Genomic DNA, 19,934 nt, shown 5'->3' with positions numbered 1-19,934 from the left:
ATCTTCTCATGAAAACTTATTAAGTTCATGAGAAGATATCTTTTAATATAATAAATTATAAACAAGGACGCATACTGTCTGCACTTATCCCCATAGTTGATAAATTATGTAACACAGCAGATGTTGTCGGTCTTATATATCCAAATAAGCCCAGTACAAGAAGTGATGTGTTAAATAAAAGTATATTTCTATAATTTTTATTTATCTTTAACATAAGGTTTTGACTTATCTTTCTAACTATTACAAGTGACTCTAAATCAGATGACATTAATGTTGCATCTGCAACTTCTTTTGCTATATCCGATCCATCTTTCATAGAAATAGAAACATCTGAAGCTGCAAGTGCTGGTGAATCATTAATTCCATCACCTACCATTATTACTTTATGTCCATCTGCTTTTAATTTTTCTATAATATTAGCTTTTTCTTCTGGTAATACCTGTGCATAGAATCTATCTATTCCTAACTTTTCGCTTACTATTCTAGCATTTTTCTCTCCATCACCAGTTAACATTATTACTTGATTTATTCCTGTATCTTTTAAATTTGAAATTATTTGTTTGGCTTCTTTTCTTATTGGATCACTTATGCAAATAAATCCTGCTGGTTTATTTCCAACTGCTAAATAAATAAGAGAATAGCCATTACTTTCTTTTTCTATAAGTTCTTTTTGTTCATCTGATAATATGATTCCTTCATCTTCAAACACAAAATGATAACTTCCTATTATTGCTTTTTCTTCATTAATAGATGTTGCGATTCCATGAGCTACAACATACTCTACTTTTGCATGTTCTTCTTTATGATGAAGTTCTTCTTGTGCAGCTTTTTTAACAATAGCTCTTGCCACACTATGTGGAAAATGTTCTTCTAAACATGCGGCTGTTTTTAATACATAATTTCTTTCAAATCCATCAAAAGGTATAACTTTAGCTACTGTTGGAGATGCTACAGTTAATGTACCTGTTTTATCAAATACAATTGTATCTGCTTCTGCTAATGCTTCTAGGTATTTACCGCCTTTAACCATAACTTTATGGGTTGATGCTTCTCTCATTGCAGATATTACTGAAATTGGAGTAGACAATTTTATTGCACAAGAGTAATCTACCAATAGTATTGCTAATGCTTTTGTAATATTTCTTGTAATTAAATATGTAGCTGCTGCTCCAAATAAACTAAATGGAACAATATTATCTGCTAGTTTTTCAGCCTTGCCTTGTATATTTGCTTTTAACTCTTCTGAATTATCTATTAACTCAATGATCTTACTAATTCTACTTTCTGAACATAAAGCTTTTACCTCTACTTTTATGTCACCTTCTTCAACAACAGTTCCTGCATATACTACATCATCTATTCCTTTTTCAATGGCAAGAGGTTCTCCAGTCATTGAAGATTGATTTACCATAGCTTGACCATCATAAACAACTCCGTCAACTGGTATAACATTTCCAGTGTGAATTATTATTTTGTCACCAACCTGAAGATCTCCTATAGGTATTAATATTTCTTTATCATCATTTGCTAACCATACACTATCTACATTTATAGCTAAACTCTTAGTAAGTTCATTTTTTGTTTTCTTTCTTGTATAGTCTTCAAGTAACTCAGAAATATTAAGTAGGAACATTATGGAACCTGCTGTTTTATAGGCCTTTTGAGATAACGCTGCTCCAATTGATGCTGCATCTAATACATCAACATTTATATTTCCTTGTAGTAAACTATTTACCCCCCTATTCATAAACCTAAAAGAATTCCAAACTGCTAATACTTTACGTATGCCTGTTGGTACAAATAGTTTTATAAAAACTCTTCTTCCTATCATATGTAAAATTGTATTTTTAAATTCTTTATCTATTTCCTTTGAGTTTTCTTTATTATCACAATCTAATTCTGGTAATTCTGATATTTTTATTTTAGAAAGTAACTCTAATATTTCATCTTTATAGTCTTCATCATAAAAAATTAAAATACTTCCAGTAACATAACAAGCCTCTGTACCTTCAATATATTCACTCTTTTCCAAGATATACTCTATACTACAACTTTGCTCTAATGAAAAAGCAAATTCTCCGCATCTTACTCTTAAACGACCTGGCATATCATGGACTATTTTATATTTCATTTATAAATCACGTCCTTTTATTTTCATGTGCCTTAATTAAATATTAGGTTTCATAAGCTTGTTTATAAAACTCATGAAACCTAATATAAATTGTTATTAATTAAATCTTAATTTAATTTTAACCTTCAGAAGATACAGAATCTTCTACTGAACTTTTTCTTGCTTCATAGCAGATATCTTGTGCATCTTCTTTCATTGTTTCAAATAAATTTTGTGCATCTTGTTGAAGTTTCATTCCATTAGCTAATGTACTAACATAAATCTTCTTAGCTGTCTTACTTTTTAAAGCTTTTAATCCTAAAGTACCAGCTACAACTCCACCTGCAAATATCATAAGTTTTTCATTTTTTAATATGTTTTCCATAAATACCTCTTCATTCTATTTTTTTATAATTCTACATTTTAAATTATAATTTTACAAAAATTATAATATCATATTTTAAAAATGATTGTCAATTGAACTTGAAAGTCATAATTTCAATCTTAAAATAATATTTATTTATATATTAATTTATTATTAAATTATAGTAAATAAATATTATACATTTAATTTATAAAAAATATTTAAAACTCTAAAAAAATCACAATAATTGTATTTACTGTTATGACTTAAAAACTTATTTAATAAATTTATAATATTTTTATATTAGCTTAACTCTTTAAATATTAAAAACTATATTATTCAATAAAAATATTTTATAATTGATAATGATTTTCATTTACATTTTATAGATTATATGTTATATTATTTTCAGGCTTAATTTTATCGCGGCAATTTTTTATGGGAGATGATATTATTATGGCAAGAATGATTAAACCGAGATTTAAATTATGTAGGAGATTAGGATTAAATGTTATAGGTCATCCTAATGCAATGAAAAGAGCTAATAATGGTAGCGCTAGAAATGCAAAGAAACTTTCAGCTTATGGTACTCAGCTTCTTGAAAAGCAAAGACTTAGAGCATACTACGGCGTAATGGAAAAACAATTTGCAACTTATGTAAAAAAATCACTTAAAGATAAAGAACCCACTGGTCCTGCTTTAATAAAAAGATTAGAATGTAGGTTAGATAATTTAGTTTATAGATTAGGCTTTTCAACTTCAGTTGCTCAAGCACGTCAGATGGTAGTTCATGGACATATTTTAGTTAATGGTAGCAAAGTAAATATTCCGTCTTTCAATATAAAGATTAACGATGTAATTGCTTTAAGAGAAAAATCTCAAAAAAATGAACTTTTTAAAGAAAATTTTTTATCACAAAGTAATAATTTATATCCATATTTAAGCAAAAATGAAACTGATTTTTCAGGTACTCTTATAAGAAATCCTGAAAGACATGAAGTTCCAATACAAATTAATGATTCTCTAGTAGTAGAATACTATTCTAAACTTTAATAATTAATAGACTATATATTAAATATAGTCTATTAAAAAAAATACTTATATATAAATTTTAAGATAATTTATATTAGTTTTTTAGTTGAAAAGAGGTGTCTTATGTGAAGAGTAATACTAATAAAAACCCAAATCAAAAAAATAATTATAAAGAATACTTGTTTTGGGAAAATAGAATATTAAATGATCATTCGTTATGGGAAGGATATTTTGATAACAGATCTATAACCACAGAATCTAAAATTGCTTATACTGGAATATTAGATTCTGAAAAAGGTATTTTAAAATGTGGATGGGTAGTTTATCCTTCTATAAATGCTCTTTTGGGTTTTTTACAACATATATTCTTACCTACTTCTTTTTTAACTTATTTTGATCGTACATGTGAAGGATTCTTCATTCCAGTATCTACTTTTGATATTATAACTGAAGAAGTAATTAAAAATAATTCTATTAATATAAGTAATCTTAATTCAATGATAGAATCTTACAATTTTCTAAATTCTCTTTGGGAAAGTAATGAAGACAGGCTATTATTAGAATTAAATTTATTTTGTGATAAGTTTAATAACAACTGGGATAGTGATCCTGAAAAAAAATTATTTATTAAAATTTTCAATTCTCCTTCAGATACATATGAATTTATAACAGAGTCTATAAGATGGGACTTTGAAGAATTTATAGAAGAAGAACTTTCTATGAGTTTAAGTAATCTTAAATTTACTTGTAATAATGTAATTAATGAACCTTTATTAAATAAAAAGTTCATTGATATATTAAATATAAATATACCAATATTATTTTAGCAAATTGTAATAATTAATTTAACATTGTTGCGCCAAAACAATGTACACCTTCTATTACAATAATTATTTGTTTTTGCTAAAATCTAAAAATATATAATATTATTAAAAGAACAAAAATAAAGAGGATAATTTAATTTATTCTCTTTATTTTTGTTCTTTTAATTACATAACTTTAATAATTAACTAGAATTATAAAAAATAAGAATTTCAATAATATAGTTATATTTTTACATTGACTTTTCATGTAATGCTAAATACTATCAATATAATAACTGAAAAATTTATATGGAGGTATATAATGATTATCTTATTAGGATTAACAACAATTACATTTTTAATTTTTCTATTTTCATACCTAAAAGATTCAAGAAAATTAATTAATGGATTTCTATTTAATATTTTCTTATTTTCAGCAATGATAACAACTGTTGATATTGCATTTGAAACACAAAATAGATTTTTAATACTTTTATTTCTTGTATTTTTTATAATTATGTTTATAGTTTTTGCTTTTGGTATTTATGCATTAATTGTAGGGTTATTTATAAATGCTAAAGTTGTCATAAAACGTGAAAGTAGAACTCCTGCTAACTTATTAACTTTTTTTCTTGCACTAGCATTAATACTATATTTAATTTGGTCTTTTGTAATAAGTAGTTGGAATTTTCCTGAGGAAGTAAAAGTTCTTTTAAGTGGAATAAATTTTGTTTTACTATACTATTTATTCGATGTTTTCAATTTTTTAATGATATCATTTCTTTATCAATTTAATAAGCCAAAACTTTGCCAAGATTTTGTTATTGTATTAGGCAGTGGATTAATTGGAGAGAGAGTTCCACCACTATTAGCTAGTCGTATTGATAAAGCTATTGAATTTTATAACAAACAAGGTACTGTAACTAATCCACCTAAAATTATTTTTTCTGGTGGTCAAGGATCTGATGAAAAAATTTCTGAAGCATTAGCTATGCAAAGATATGCTATCAAAAAAGGAATTCCTATTGAAGATACCATTTTAGAGGATAAATCAGTAAACACTTTACAAAACATGGTGTTTTCTAAAAAAATAATGGATAATTTAACTCCAAATACGCACTCTAGTATATTTGTAACAAATAATTTTCATTTATTTAGAGCTGGAATTTTTGCAAGAAAAGCAGGTTTAAAAAGTCAAGGAATTGGCTCTAAGACAGCATTTTATTTTTTACCAAATGCAATGATTAGAGAATATATTGCTTTTGTAGTTATGTATAAAAAAAGACATGCAATTATTACTTTATTAATATTGATTGTGAGTATACTTTTATCTCTAGTGCAATATTTCTTTGTGACACCTTACTTATAAATTTTATTTCATAAATTATTTTAATAATATAAATTCCTAAAGAATAAAAAAATTGCACTTTAATATAGGCTCTGTTTTAAATATGTGTTAATATATGCAATAATTACTTGTTCCACTTTGCTTATGCATATATCAACACGCTACTAAAGCAGAGCCTAAAAAGTCCTTAAATTTATTCAAAAATTTTTTTAACTTCATTTAGTTCCTTAAAATTTGTAAAATCGAAATGTAATGGTGTTAATGTAACATAGCCTTGAGATAAAAAGTATAAATCACTTTCATCTTTTTCTATTTCATTTCTAACACCTCTAGTTTCATAAACTCTATCATCATCTTCTTGTAAAAGAACATATTCTGTTTTGTATGTAGATTTTCCAATCTTACATACTTTTAATCCTTTAATATCCTCTTCATTAATATTAGGAACATTAACATTTAATACTACATTCTTTTTTAAATATTTTTTCTCCGCTAAATTAACTACTTTACTTACCCAATTAGCAGCTTTACTGTAGTCCTCATCATCTCTATTCCAATCTACATCCATAGATATAGCAATGGATGGTACATCATAAATTGCTCCTTCTATTGCAGCTGAAACAGTACCTGAATATAGAATATCAATTCCACTATTAAAGCCTCTATTTATACCTGAAATAACAAGATCAATATCTTTAGCTAATAATGATATTCCAGCTTGAGTACAATCTGCTGGTGTTCCAACAATACTATAAGCCTTACAATCTAAGCCTTCAATCTTTTCTTCTCTAATTTTAATTGGTATATTAATAGATATAGAATGGCTTGATGCACTTTTTTGTTCTCTTGGTGCAACAACTATTACATTATGCTTTTCTAACATCTTTTCTGCCAAAGTTTTTATTCCTCTAGCACCTATACCATCATCGTTAGTAATTAAAATATTCATATTTCTCCTCCATATATTAAACCATATATATTTTGACCATATACTTTTATTAAATGGTAATTATGTTATTATTATACACCATAATTTTACTCTCATTAAATTTATTAATATTTTTTCAAAACAAATTAATATTAATGGTTTTTATTAATTATAATGTTTCAATCAATAAAGAGGCTTCATTCAATTAGAAGCCTCTTTTATTTTTTCTATATTTTAAGTTTATTATTTTAAATTTATTTTCTCAATTTAAGTCTTCTTATCATTGTATTCAAAGTTTCTGCTTGTGCTGTTAATTCTTCACTTGCAGCAGCACTTTCTTCTGATATTGCTGAATTAGATTGAATAATATCTGAAATTTGGATAATACCACTATTCACTTGTGCAATTGATTCTGCTTGTTCTTCTGATGAAGATGCTATATCACAAACTAATGCTGTAACTTTATTTACTTTATTAACTACTTCTAATAAATTTTCTGCTGTATTATTTGCTAAATTTTTCCCAGTAATTATGTTATTTATTGCTTCTTCAATTAATATAGCTGTTTGTTTTGAAGCTTGTGCACTTTGATTTGCTAACTTTCTTACCTCTTCAGCGACTACAGCAAAACCTTTTCCTGCCTCACCTGCTCTAGCTGCTTCTATTGCAGCATTTAATGCAAGCAAATTAGTTTGTGCTGCTATGTCATCAATAGCCTTAATAATATTATTTATATCATTGGATGATTTTTCTATCTTATTCATTGAGCTTAACATATTTTTCATTTCATCATTACTTTTTTGTACATCTTCAAGTAGTTTAATTGTTATCTCATTAGTATTATCTGCATTTTCAGCATTATTTTTTACTTTTTCATTTATTCTTTGCATTGATGCTGATAATTCTTCCACTGAACTTGCTTGATTTGTAGATCCTTCTGATAAAACTTGTGCAGTTGTTGAAACTTGTTCTGAGCCTCCAGTAACTTGATTAGATGCCTCTCTAATTTCACCAAATACTTCATTTAAGGATTGCAAAATATTATATAATGAACTTTTTATTTCAAGAAAGTTTCCCTTATACTCTACTTCAGTTTCTATGTTCAAGTTTCCATTTGAAACATTCTCCAAAACATTCTCTATATCATCAATATAAGCCTTTAAAGATTTAACCATTTTAGAAAATGCATCAGTTAATTCTCCAATTTCATCCTTTGATGTTGATTCAATTGAAACATTTAAATTTCCTTGTGATATTTCATTCGCAATATTTACCATGTCATTTATTGGATTACTTATCAACTTTGAAATACGCTTTGCCAATACTATAGTTAATACAAAAGAAATTATTATACATGATATTACTGCCAATATTGCAATGAATGATAATATTCTTAATCTATTTGAAACTTTATCACAATCAATAATATTATTATTTAAAAGTTCATCTGCTAAAGTAGTTATATTTGCTATAACAGGTTTACCTTCTTTTCTAAATAAATCTAATGATTCCTGATTTTTATTACCTAGCCCTAAATTAACTACTTTTGTTCTAACAGTATCATACTTTTCAACTGAATCCTTAAGATTATTAAATATTTCTTTTTCTTTATCTGTCATACTTTTATTTCCAATTTCTTGTAATAATTCACTTATTTTATTCTCACATTCATCAAGTAAGTTTTGAGATTCTAATAGTTCATCCTTATTTTCTAAAAATATAATATCACGTACAATCGCTCTAGATTTTTGAATCTCCATACCTAATTTCCCAATATCACCTTGTGAAAATCCATAATTAACCAAAGCATATTGATAATCCTTATTAGTTTTTATTAGAAAACCAAGTGCAATTAAACCTGATATTATTGAAATTATTGCTATTCCAATAAATGAAACTATTAGTTTTTTATATATTGGCATATCTTTAATCTTCATGAAATCCTCCTTAGTATTTTTCCTCATCTGTTAAGTTATATGAGCATTGCTCTTCTCAAATTTTAGAAACACAATAAATTTAGCTTGGATAAGTAGTTTGACAAAAAATATTAATTAACAAACTTATTCAACTTTCAAAGAATTAGTAGTTCTGCAAAATGTTAATCTATTTTTCATAAGAACCTAATAGAATCAGATTTGATATGATAAAATTAAATCTAAAAATAATATAACATATAATTTATCACTTGTAAATGAAAACCATTATCATATTATAGATGCTTTTATTGTGATAAATTGGATATTTTAATAGCAATATTTATAATATTATCGTATGCATACATTCATTGTCTACTTCATTTACTACTTTTAACAAATCACGCTCCATATTTAGCAGTATAAATTTATATAATCTTGAACAAACTAAAATCAAATTTTACTGTTGAAAGGACTATATAACTATGAAAGGAATTTTAAGAAATTTATTATTATCATCATTTCTATTAACTTTAATTTTAGTACCAGTTAAATCTCAAGCGTCAGAAAAAGGTATCCCTTGTAACAAGGCTACATGTGATTTAAGAATGTCAGAGCAAATTCTTTGGATAGATCATGTTTCATGGACTAAAAGCTTTATTACAAGTGATCTATCCTCACTTGAAGATAAAAAAACTGTACTAGAAAGACTTCTTAAAAATCAAGATGACATTGGAAATTCAATTAAACCTTATTACGGAGAAGCTGCTGGAAATAAACTTTCTGTACTACTAAGGGAGCATATAGAACTTGCAGGGCAAGTTACTGATGCTGCTAAAAGTGAAAATAAAGATGATTTAGAAAAATATAATAAACTTTGGTATGAAAATGCTGATAAAATATCCGATTTTTTAAGTTCTGCTAATCCTAACTATTCAAACAAAGTTTTAAAAGATATGCTATATAAACATCTACAATTTGTTACAGATCAAGTTGTAGCCAGCTTAAATAAAGATTGGAAATCCGATATTGAATCATATGATAAAGGTGAAAAACATATGATTATGTTTGCAGATATACTTACTGACGGTATAATTAAACAATTTCCACAAAAATTCAAATAGTTAATATATAAATTTATGATAAAAATAGAACCGTATCTATTTATTTATGATACGGTTCACCCCAACACCTTCTAATTTTCTATCTTTAATCTTCTAACTCCAAATCAATATTTTTATTTAATAAATTTATCATTATAATTAATATATAATTCTATTTGAAATCAATATATTAAACTTTTTTTATTCCTTAGCAAACCACATATCTTTCTATTCCTATTGCTACCCCATCATTATGTACAGTATCAGTAACTTTTTTTGCATATTTCTTAACTTCATCGCAAGCGTTTCCCATTGCTATTCCACATCCAACTGTTGATAGCATTTCTATATCATTTTTTCCATCTCCAAATGCATAGCTATTTTCAATGGGAATATCTAAGTGTTCTAAAGCTTTTAATATTCCAGTTGCTTTAGTATTTTTCTTTGAATATAGTTCAAAAGATTTCTCATCTATGCTGCTAAAATAATCATAATCAGAATTACTCTTTACTAATGATAAACATAATCTTGAAGCTTCATCATCAGTACATAGCATTTCTACTTTATGAACATTAATTTCTTCAATATCATAATCACTTTTTATATATCTTCTAGAAATCCCTAAACTGTCATAAAAATTATAAAACTCTTTATAATCTTCTTTCATATATGAGTAAAGTTCTCCTTCTAAAATATATTGGATATTATGTCTTTCAAATTTAGATATTAGATTTTTTACAAACTCTTTATTAATAGGATCACTATATATCGTTTTATTATCAATTATCACTTGAGCTCCATTTGCTAAAATAAAACCATCAAATCCAAACTCTAATATGGCTTGGCTCAAAAATGCATATGGTCTACCAGAAGCAATAAAAACATAATTTTCATTAGCTTGTAAGAAACGAATTACCTTTTTAACTTTTGGTGTAATATCTAATAATCCATTAAAACAATCTAATAATGTTCCATCTATATCCAAAAATATAATCTTTTCCATAAATCCATCCCCCATCTTCTTATTTATTCTGATTTTATATCGTTTATTATCATTTGTCAATTGAAATTATAGTTATTTTATATTAAAATGATAATAAATGATAATTTAAGGAGATATAAAAATGTTTATAGAAGAACGTTATAAATATATTTTAGATTTATTGGATAAAAACGGGAAAGTATTAGTTAAAGATTTAAGTAAAGAATTTAATGTAAGTGAAAGCATGATTAGAAAAGACCTTCAAGCTTTAGAGAAAAAAAATCTATTACAGCGTACTTACGGTGGTGCTATAAATGTAAAACATTCACTTGTTAATTGCCAAAGTTTTAGTAAACGTGTGGTTGAAAACATTGATTTAAAGGAAATTGTTGCTCAAAAAGCTTTTAATCAAATAAATGAAAATGATACTATTTTTTTAGATGCATCAACTATTTCATATATGATTGCAAAATTAATAGTAAAAAATGATACACCCATAACTTTAATCACAAATATGTTTGAAATATCATCATTAATTCCTGAAAATTCAAAGACACATTTTATTTTTATTGGTGGAGACTATAATGTATTTGTAGGTGGTAGCATTGGATCGTATTCCATTGAGCAAATAAAAGAATATCGTTGTAATAAAGCATTTCTAGGTTGTACTGGGATTGACCTTAGTGATGGTAGTATAAGCACTGCCATTTCAGAGGATTCATGTACTAAAAAGGCTATAATAAGCATATCTAAAGAATTATTTTTAGTAATGTTAAATGAGAAATTTAAAACAAATGGCAGTTTTATTTTTTCAAATGCTGTTGATTTTCATGGTATTATTACTGAAGATTTACCTGATAAATCTATAATTAATTTACTTGAAGAATACTATGTTAATTTAATATAATATTTTTTTTTAGTAAATAATTTATATAATAAATAAAATATTATTAGTAATCTAGATTATTATATATAAATAAGACTATGTTTTAAAACAGTGTTGATATATGCAATAGGTGAAGTGGTATTGTAATTGGACTATACTCATTTTAGAATTCCTAAGTTCAATTACTCCGCCCACTTTGCTTATGCATATATCAACACTCTGCTAAAACATAGCCATAAATAAAAGAGATAAATGAGCTTATATATTAATCCATTTATCTCTTTTGTTAATTAATAACTTAATTTTTATTTACTAGATAATACTTTGCTAGCCTATATAACATTTTAGCAATTTTTAAATACTAAATATTATAATAATTCTTTTCTTAACTCTTCTGGTGATTTTGCTGAAAGATATGCTGGTGGAACATCAAATACTGTGCAAGCACCTGTTTTTCCTTCTTTAGCCATCTTAACAATTGCTCTAGCATATGCAACTAATACACTTGAAGTAAACTCTGGATTACTCTCTAATGAAAGTGAAAATTCTATTTTCTCCTTATTTCCATTACCTGTAACCCCTGTTCTTATAACAAAACCTCCATGTGGCATTCCTGAATGATTTTTCTTTAATTCTTCTTCACTTATAAAGTTAACTTCCGTATCATAGTCTGAAAAATAATTTGGCATAGTCTTAATTTCATTCTCTACTCTTGTCTTATCTGCACCATCTTCTAATACAACATAACAAACTCTTAGATGTTTTTCTCTAGTTGTAAATTCTGGATTTTCACCAGTTCTAACTTTTGATAATGCTTCTTCTTTAGGAATTGTATATTGTTTTCCGTCTTTAACTCCATCTATTCTTCTTATAGCATCTGAGTGACCTTGACTTACACCTTTACCCCAAAAAGTATAATCTTTTCCTTCTGGTAAAATTGATTGACCTATTAATCTATTTAAAGAAAATAAACCTGGATCCCAACCAACTGAAATTATACTTAAAGTTCCAGCAGATTTAGCAACCTTATCAATTCTTTCAAAATATTGTGGAATCTTTGCATGTGTATCAAAACTATCTACAGTATTAAACATTTCTGCGATCTTAGGTCCTTGTTCCGGTAAGTCAGTAGCTGATCCTCCGCAAAGTATCATAACATCAATTTTATCTTTATATTCTGCGATTTTTGAAATATGTATAGCATTTAAGCCATCTTCAATAGAAACTCCTTCTCTTCTTGTAAATACAGCCTCTAACTCTATGTCGTCATTTTGTTTGATTGCCTTTAATACCCCTCTTCCTAAATTCCCATATCCAATTACTCCAACTTTAATTTTATTTTCCATATACTATAGCCTCCGTTTTTATTTTAATTAATTACTATTTTACCATATTTTATTTATATAATTTATTGAAAGTAAATTAATAGCAATAATATTTACTGAATCCAACACAATAAAAAATGAGTACCTTTTTCAGCTACTCATTTTATTAATCATATTCTACTTTTTTATATTTATATTTTATTCTATGATTGCTTCAAAATTTTTATATAATCTTCTGCAAATTGTATTGCTGCATCAACATGAGAAGAATCATTTCCAATATATAAACAATATCTTACTCCGTCATAGTTCCATTCCATATCATAACGTTCATCTATGGCAATTGGTTTATTTTCCAGATCAGTTACACCTTCACCTTCTGAATTCTTCTTCACATTATATTTAACATTTTTTCCTTGTGATATTCTACATTTAATATCATTAATATTTATTTCTTTTTCATCATCTTCAAGTTGTTTTGAAGAATTTTCATTATATTTAAATAAGGTTAATCGGAATTTGTGTCCTTGATTATCTACATATGTTAAACCAGGCATCATAGTAACCTTATAATCCTTACTAAGCTCATCAAAAGTTTTCTCATCATCTATTGCCTTCTCTAATTTGTCACGTACCTCACTTGAATCCTTATATTTTACACCATCAGCCATTATTGTTACACCTGGTTCCATAACATAATCTTCTATTTTTTCATATGAATAATTTCCTATTTTTTCAGGTAAATTAATTTTAAAACCAATTCTTCTTTCCATATCTTCCTTATTCTCATCTGTTATTGGTACAACACCAAAACCAACTGGAACCTTTTCATCTTCCGATCTTTCTACAATATTACCAGATTCATCAGTTATAAATATTGTTCTAAAGACTTCCTGTGCAGCTGCTCTAACTTCTGGTGAAACTGTAAAAACTCCAACAATAGAAAATGCTGCACAACATGCAGTAATCAACGCCGCTTTTTTTATATTTTTTATTTTAAAATAACTCATATTAGTCACTCCTTGTTCTTTTTTATTCCAAGCATCATTAAAAATATCTCTTGATGCTTTAATATTATTAGCACTATCATCCATAGCTGATTTTATTAAACTGTCAAATTTATCATTCTTATTCATTCTAATACACTCCTTTATCTATATAGTTGACTTACACTATATTTGTTTGCATTTAACTTCTGCTAGATGATTTTGGTTTTCAAAACAATCACCCAATTGCTTTTTTAAAGCACCTCTTGCATAGAATAAACGGGATTTTACTGTTGCTTTAAAGCATCCAGTTACTTTTGAAATTTCTTCTATTGACATATCATTAAAGTAATATAAAATAACAACAGTTTTTAAATTTTCACTTAAATTATTAATTGCACTTTTTACTATGTGCTTTGTTTCATAAGTATCAATTATATTTTCTTCATTTTGTTTTTCATTATAAAACAAAGCTTCATTTTCTGATGTTATATCAGTAGGAACTAGCATTGATTGTTTTTTAGACATTTTCCAGCCTGTGCGAACAAGAATTCTAAAAAACCATATTTTAAATGCTTCAGGATCTTTAAGCTTATCTATTTCCATAAAACATTTCATATAAGTTTCCTGAAGAATGTCCTCTGCAATTCCTCTTTTTCCAGATAAAAAATAAGCAGTGGCCAATGCTTTCTTTTCTACGGTTTGCAAAAGTTCCTGAAATGCCTCCTTTTCCCCTAGCTTACAACGCATTATTGTGTCTTGGATATCCAACTTTTACATCTCCTTTCTTTTTGCATTCTATAATATAAGAGCATAACTATATCATTTAGGTTTTGTTAATTTATTATTTTTTTAAATTTTAGTCTTATAACATAAAAAATCTCTTTATATTTATAATTATTTTTAATTCAATTTTATTGCAATTTTTAATCTTAAATAGCAAAAGGAGTACCTTTTTCAGATACTCCTTTCATCGTCTATATACAAAGTTATTAAACTATAATTTATATTCAATTTTATTAACCATATTTCCTTTAGTTTATTTCTATTTATTTATGATTTGATTCTTTTTATTGTTTTATTACACTATATATTTCAAATGACTGTAAATATTAATTGTAGATGTGTTATTATGCTGATATACTTCTTAATATATAAATCGTAACTGTGATAAAATTTTACTAATGATGGAGGATAATTTAAAAATGATGCATTATGTTTTCCCTATTAAAATAGCTATGCTAACTTTTTCTATTTTAGCTATATTTATTACGATTCCTTTTAGTTTATATCAATATAGAAAATATGGATATATTAATAAATTTAGGACTCTTATTTTATATTCATTTTTACTATACTTATTATGTACTTATTATTTAATAATATTGCCACTACCTCTTACTACTGACATTCGTAGTTTACAAGCAGAAGGAACTCAGCATATTCAATTAATACCTTTTAATTTTATTATTGACATTTTTAAAGAAACTGATATTGTATTTTCCAAACCTTTTACATATATAAATATTCTTAAAGAAAGAGCTTTTTTACAAGCTGCATTTAATGGAATTTTACTTACGCCACTTGGTATTTACTTAAGATATTATTTCAAAAAAGATTTAAAGAAAACTATACTTATAACTTTTTTAGTTTCATTGTTCTTTGAGCTTACTCAACTATCTGGTTTGTATGGTATATACAATGCTCCATATAGACTTTTTGACGTGGATGATTTAATCTTAAATACTTTTGGTGGATTCTTAGGCTATTTAATAGCTCCATTATTTACATACTATCTTCCTAAATCAAATACATTAGATGACAATATAGATTTACAAAAACTTAAAGTGGGATATGTAAGAAGATTTTTTGCATTCTATATAGATTGGTTTATATTGGGCTTTATTCCTAATATTAATTCCAATTTGTTTGTAAAATCTTTAATAGTATTTATTTACTTTATTGTACTTGTCTATTTAACTAATGGTCAAACTCTTGGAAAATATTTGTTTAAAATAAGAATTAAAGGAAAACATGAAAAGCTATCATTTAAAGAAATTTTTATACGATATGGAATTCTTTATTATGGAGTTTTTGGTGTAAATAAAATCTTATTTACTGCTATTGACTTAAATAAAATTGACTATGCTAATTATATTATTGTCATCATGCTTATAGCTATAGTAATTAACTTATTAATATTTGTACACCTTTTACTAAGTATAATAAAGAAAGATAATATGCTGTTTTATGAAAAATTGAGTAATACAAAAAATATTATTATATAATATTAAAATAAGAAAGACTTAGTATAATAATACATCTAAGCCTTTCTTATTTATAAATTTTAATACGATATTAATTAAAGACCCTGTAATCTAATACTTCTTTCCGTATAACCCCTAAGTGAAGTTCATCTTTTTATTCCGCTGTAAACTCTAAGTTACTATAATATTTACTTATCATAATAATATATGATTTACAGTATCTCCAATTTCATTGTTTATATTCCATAATATCTATAATCTATTTCCTATATAATCTTTTTTAAATCATCTAAAAATTTTAAAATAGTAGTTATTTCTTCATCCTTATACTTATTCAAAATTTCCATTAACTTTTCTTGTTCTTTTTTATGAAAATATTCATGTAATTTAAACAAGGCCATACCTTTCACTGTTAGGCTATAATAAATTTCTTTTTTATTATTTTCTATCTTATCTGCATTAATAATCTCCTTTGAAAGAAGCTTTGAATTTATTTTTGATATACCACCTTTAGTCATATAAAGCTCTTTTGCTATGAATATATTATTAGCCATATTATTTTTACCTATACATTCAATAACATGAAACTCTGATAATGATATATCTCTTATATCATCTTCTGATATTTTACTAAGTTCCTTCCTAACCTCTTCTTCATCTTCTTTTATGTTTAAAATTGCTTGAATTAAATTTTTCTCTTGGTTTTTGTTTGAATCACTTACATGATTTATAAAAGAAATCACTTTTTCAAATAATGCCCCTGACTTATCATCTATTATCATAAATCTGCCCCCATTTAGTTTCTTAGTTAACAATATATATTATAATTCAAAAATTTTTTTATTCAATACTATCAAAATTGTTTACAAGGAAACCTTCTTTATGATATTATTAAAATAGTTTCCAAGGAAACGTTTTTAATTTAATGGAGGTTTTAAAAATGAAAATTGATTTAACATTAGAAATTAGCAAGGAAGTACTTTCCTCAACTCTTAAGAAGGCAATAAATGAGGATAAAGCCTTCGGATCTATAGGTCATATAGGAACTCATTTTGATATTATGAATAAAAAGTTTCCTCTTGATTATATAAATAGAATTGGAAAAATATTTAATGTATCTCACATAAGAAATAGTGAGATTTCATTAAAGGATATTAACCTAAACGAAATTAAGGAAAATCACTTTATTATTTTTTATACTGGCTACTTAAAAGAGATGGGCTATGGAACAGCTGAATACTTAACAGATTATCCTGAGCTTTCTAAGGAATTAATTGATTATTTAATAAATAGAAAAGTTAGTCTAATAGGAATAGATTCACCTGGAATAAAAAAAAGTTCTGAACACAGATATATAGATCAGTATTGTGCAGATAGAAATATATTTATTGTTGAGAATATAAATAATCTTGATCTATTATGGTCAGAGGCCAAAAATAATTCTTTTACTATGCACACTTTTCCTCTTAATATAAGAGGTGCAACAGGTCTTACATCTAGGGTAATAGCCGAACTATAAAATCATGTGATTCTTTATAAATAATTTTGTACAAACTACGTATTAGACACTATTTATTGATAATAATTTTTATAAAAATATATAATTAGGAAATATTATAAACCAAAAAATGATATGCTCCCTTTATAGTAGACAGTTAAAATAATAAAACTGTTTTTATAAAGGGGGTATTTTTTATGTCAAGAAAAGCCAAATGTTCTCTTGATGAATATATAGATTTTTATAATCAAAAAGATTACAGAAAAAGTTAAAAAGTATGACTCCAATAGAATATCGAAGTCATACTTTAAGTAGCATACTTTTTTACTTAAACTCCCTAAGATTTTTTAGTTTTAATTCCAAATTTCATTTGCCCATTCTGGATGATCAATAAAAGGATTTCTATTGTGCTGATATTTTTTGTATATTATATCATTTCTCCTTTTTTCAAGTTCATCAACAGGGTCTTGGTTATTCCATTGAAGCAATGTGCTTAATTTTCCCATGTATGGATTAGCCCCATTATTAACTTTATCATTCAATTCTAGATCTACTTCTCCTCTATCACCTTCATATCTTACATCCATGTAAAATAACATTCTAGCGATATCACCTTTTACACTATCTCTTGGTTCCCATGAATCATTATCATATTTACATAAAGTAGCTTCACTATGTGGAACTCCGCCATTGTCAAAATCTAAATTTCCTCTTGAACTGTTTACAGATACATCTGCTGGTCTTAAATGATGTAAATCTGTTCCTGGACCTGCTTTAGTTCCAAAATTACCATGTGACTTTGCCCAAACATGCTCTCTATTCCAATTATTCACGCCTGCTCCTTTTGTGTTTTTTCCTTGAGAACGACCTGTATATAATAATATTACGTTATTTGTATTATTAGGATCTTCATCTGTATCCATCAATGCTTCCCAAACAGCAGCGTATGATAACTTTTTATTATCATCAATTATTTCATGAAGTGATGATTTTAAAGCTTTTCCACTCTTTCCAATAGCATCTGTATAATAGGTATCATCATATGAAGTTGCTGTATCAGTAATTATTGTATCATTACTACTTACCTCGTCATTTCCACTAACATCATCCTCAATGATTACATCTGAATTATTTTCACCTGCTGATGTATTTCCACTTAAATCAGTATCAGAAGTACTTACCTCTGAAGAAGTTACTTTTGTTATACTAGTAATATTTTTTAATCCATCATGTGAAAAATATGAAGTTAAATAACCGGTAACATTAACTTGACTCCCTTGTAAATCTGGGTTTGTTTTTAGTCCAAAAGAATTTCTATATGTTGCAGGAATTTTAACATAAATCATATTTAATGTATTTGTTTCTGTTGCGCTATCTGCAATTGCAATAGCAGTATCTCCAGTATATACACTTGTTAAAACTCTATCAGTAGCTATTGGCTGTCCAATTATATATCCCTGAACAGTTTTTAATGTATTGTTTTGATTTTCTATAGCTTCAGTTACTGAATATGGCTCTGTGCTTGTTCCACTTCCAATCATAGCATATGTTGTGTTAGGTATAGAAAAAGAAAAAACTAAGACTAAACTAAGTATAAATGACAATGTAAACCTTTTGATTTTAAACTTTGCATTATTCAATATTATGCCTCCTGAAATATTTATTAATAATCCGTTTTAATGCATAGCTTCCCCCTCTTTATAGCAATGCATTTAAATATACCAGATTATTATGTTTTAATATATTCTAAATATTTAGGATATATTAATGAAAATGAAAATTTTTATATTTACATAATTCACTAAATTTTTATTTAGATAAAAGAAGAAAGAAAGCCTATTGTCATATTAAATATATCAAACTTCTTTGACCCTCTTTTATATATGATTAAAAATATGTTATTATTATTAAAAGACTTTTTATTAATATAGAGTGAATAAAATCAACTTTAAAAATCACAGGAGATTTGTATGGAAAAACTTACTTTTGTAATGGAAAATTATTTAGAAGCTATCTATGAGTTATCAGAAGAAGGCAACGGAGTTAAAATGACTCGTATAGCAGAAAAGCTTGGAGTAACTAAAGCAAGCACTAATAGCGCTATGGTAACTTTAGCTGAAAAGGGACTTATAACTAATGAAAGATATAAGGAAATATTTTTAACTCCTTTAGGCTTAGAAATAGCTAGATTTACATCTAAAAAGCATCACATTATTAAAGATTTCTTTATAAAAATTCTAAACATCGATATCTCTATTGCAGATGAAGACGCTTGTGCTATAGAACATGTTATTAGTTCAGATTCTGTTTATGCTATGCAAAAATTTCTTTCAGAACATGAGAATAAATAAAAAAATCAACGACTCAAAATTGCTTTGGCGATTTTAAG

At 26.2% G+C, this 19,934-nt stretch carries 18 protein-coding genes; 8 read left to right on the top strand and 10 right to left on the bottom strand.

Features of this window, described 5'->3' with window-relative positions:
* Positions 1–55 precede the first annotated feature (55 nt).
* A complete protein-coding gene (locus tag RGC78_RS07085) occupies positions 56–2,131 on the bottom strand; it encodes a heavy metal translocating P-type ATPase (protein ID WP_309556302.1) in 2,076 nt (691 codons plus the stop codon).
* A 118-nt stretch (positions 2,132–2,249) separates the two neighbouring features.
* Positions 2,250–2,495: a DUF6110 family protein gene (locus RGC78_RS07080; RefSeq protein ID WP_252212071.1), complete on the bottom strand. Its 246-nt coding sequence runs from the start codon at positions 2,493–2,495 to the stop codon at positions 2,250–2,252.
* A gap of 435 nt (positions 2,496–2,930) precedes the next feature.
* Between RGC78_RS07080 and rpsD the strand changes: the two genes are divergently transcribed.
* The 3 genes from rpsD to RGC78_RS07065 all read left to right on the top strand — a co-directional run bounded on the left by rpsD (position 2,931) and on the right by RGC78_RS07065 (position 5,678).
* Positions 2,931–3,527 carry a 30S ribosomal protein S4 gene (gene rpsD / locus RGC78_RS07075; RefSeq protein ID WP_252212070.1) on the top strand — a complete coding sequence of 199 codons (597 nt, stop codon included), beginning with the start codon at positions 2,931–2,933 and terminating at the stop codon, positions 3,525–3,527.
* Positions 3,528–3,631: 104 nt separating this feature from the next.
* The gene (locus RGC78_RS07070; protein ID WP_252212068.1) at positions 3,632–4,333 is read left to right on the top strand and encodes a hypothetical protein; all 702 of its coding nucleotides are present in this window, start codon (positions 3,632–3,634) and stop codon (positions 4,331–4,333) included.
* A 298-nt stretch (positions 4,334–4,631) separates the two neighbouring features.
* Positions 4,632–5,678: a YdcF family protein gene (locus tag RGC78_RS07065; protein ID WP_252212066.1), complete on the top strand. Its 1,047-nt coding sequence runs from the start codon at positions 4,632–4,634 to the stop codon at positions 5,676–5,678.
* Between the two features lie 172 nt (positions 5,679–5,850).
* Here the strand turns inward: RGC78_RS07065 and surE are convergent, their stop codons facing one another.
* The gene (gene surE, locus RGC78_RS07060; RefSeq protein WP_252225535.1) at positions 5,851–6,606 is read right to left on the bottom strand and encodes a 5'/3'-nucleotidase SurE; all 756 of its coding nucleotides are present in this window, start codon (positions 6,604–6,606) and stop codon (positions 5,851–5,853) included.
* 233 nt (positions 6,607–6,839) lie between these two features.
* Positions 6,840–8,522, bottom strand: coding sequence for a HAMP domain-containing methyl-accepting chemotaxis protein (locus RGC78_RS07055; protein ID WP_252212062.1), 1,683 nt, complete (start codon positions 8,520–8,522; stop codon positions 6,840–6,842).
* A 461-nt stretch (positions 8,523–8,983) separates the two neighbouring features.
* Here RGC78_RS07055 and RGC78_RS07050 point away from each other — a divergent pair, with 461 nt between their 5' ends.
* The gene (locus RGC78_RS07050) at positions 8,984–9,622 is read left to right on the top strand and encodes a glycosyltransferase (RefSeq protein WP_252212060.1); all 639 of its coding nucleotides are present in this window, start codon (positions 8,984–8,986) and stop codon (positions 9,620–9,622) included.
* Between the two features lie 187 nt (positions 9,623–9,809).
* Here RGC78_RS07050 and RGC78_RS07045 read toward each other — a convergent pair whose 3' ends face one another.
* The gene (locus RGC78_RS07045; protein WP_252212058.1) at positions 9,810–10,604 is read right to left on the bottom strand and encodes an HAD family hydrolase; all 795 of its coding nucleotides are present in this window, start codon (positions 10,602–10,604) and stop codon (positions 9,810–9,812) included.
* A gap of 121 nt (positions 10,605–10,725) precedes the next feature.
* Between RGC78_RS07045 and RGC78_RS07040 the strand changes: the two genes are divergently transcribed.
* The gene (locus RGC78_RS07040) at positions 10,726–11,490 is read left to right on the top strand and encodes a DeoR/GlpR family DNA-binding transcription regulator (protein WP_252212051.1); all 765 of its coding nucleotides are present in this window, start codon (positions 10,726–10,728) and stop codon (positions 11,488–11,490) included.
* A 347-nt stretch (positions 11,491–11,837) separates the two neighbouring features.
* On the opposite strand, the gene RGC78_RS07035 is transcribed toward RGC78_RS07040, so the two are convergent.
* From RGC78_RS07035 to RGC78_RS07025, 3 genes are all read right to left on the bottom strand, one after another.
* Positions 11,838–12,815 (bottom strand): diaminopimelate dehydrogenase, encoded by a 978-nt coding sequence (locus RGC78_RS07035; protein WP_252212050.1) that lies wholly within the window; start codon positions 12,813–12,815, stop codon positions 11,838–11,840.
* Positions 12,816–12,997: 182 nt separating this feature from the next.
* A complete protein-coding gene (locus RGC78_RS07030) occupies positions 12,998–13,930 on the bottom strand; it encodes a hypothetical protein (RefSeq protein WP_252212048.1) in 933 nt (310 codons plus the stop codon).
* 36 nt (positions 13,931–13,966) lie between these two features.
* Complete coding sequence (locus RGC78_RS07025) at positions 13,967–14,551, bottom strand: RNA polymerase sigma factor (RefSeq protein WP_252212047.1); 585 nt, start codon at positions 14,549–14,551, stop codon at positions 13,967–13,969.
* A 434-nt stretch (positions 14,552–14,985) separates the two neighbouring features.
* On the opposite strand from RGC78_RS07025, the gene RGC78_RS07020 reads away from it, so the two are divergent.
* Positions 14,986–16,068: a VanZ family protein gene (locus tag RGC78_RS07020; RefSeq protein ID WP_252212046.1), complete on the top strand. Its 1,083-nt coding sequence runs from the start codon at positions 14,986–14,988 to the stop codon at positions 16,066–16,068.
* Between the two features lie 245 nt (positions 16,069–16,313).
* On the opposite strand, the gene RGC78_RS07015 is transcribed toward RGC78_RS07020, so the two are convergent.
* Positions 16,314–16,829, bottom strand: coding sequence for a MarR family transcriptional regulator (locus RGC78_RS07015; RefSeq protein ID WP_252212044.1), 516 nt, complete (start codon positions 16,827–16,829; stop codon positions 16,314–16,316).
* Between the two features lie 158 nt (positions 16,830–16,987).
* Between RGC78_RS07015 and RGC78_RS07010 the strand changes: the two genes are divergently transcribed.
* Positions 16,988–17,566 carry a cyclase family protein gene (locus RGC78_RS07010; protein WP_252212041.1) on the top strand — a complete coding sequence of 193 codons (579 nt, stop codon included), beginning with the start codon at positions 16,988–16,990 and terminating at the stop codon, positions 17,564–17,566.
* A 332-nt stretch (positions 17,567–17,898) separates the two neighbouring features.
* Here the strand turns inward: RGC78_RS07010 and RGC78_RS07005 are convergent, their stop codons facing one another.
* Positions 17,899–19,185, bottom strand: coding sequence for an endonuclease (locus RGC78_RS07005; protein WP_252212038.1), 1,287 nt, complete (start codon positions 19,183–19,185; stop codon positions 17,899–17,901).
* 330 nt (positions 19,186–19,515) lie between these two features.
* Between RGC78_RS07005 and RGC78_RS07000 the strand changes: the two genes are divergently transcribed.
* On the top strand, positions 19,516–19,896 hold the full coding sequence (locus RGC78_RS07000) for a metal-dependent transcriptional regulator (RefSeq protein WP_252212035.1): 381 nt from the start codon (positions 19,516–19,518) through the stop codon (positions 19,894–19,896).
* Positions 19,897–19,934 lie beyond the last annotated feature (38 nt).

This window comes from Clostridium aquiflavi (assembly GCF_031344075.1).
GTDB classification, from domain to species: domain Bacteria; phylum Bacillota; class Clostridia; order Clostridiales; family Clostridiaceae; genus Clostridium; species Clostridium aquiflavi.
This window is presented reverse-complemented; position numbering and strand designations above follow the sequence as displayed.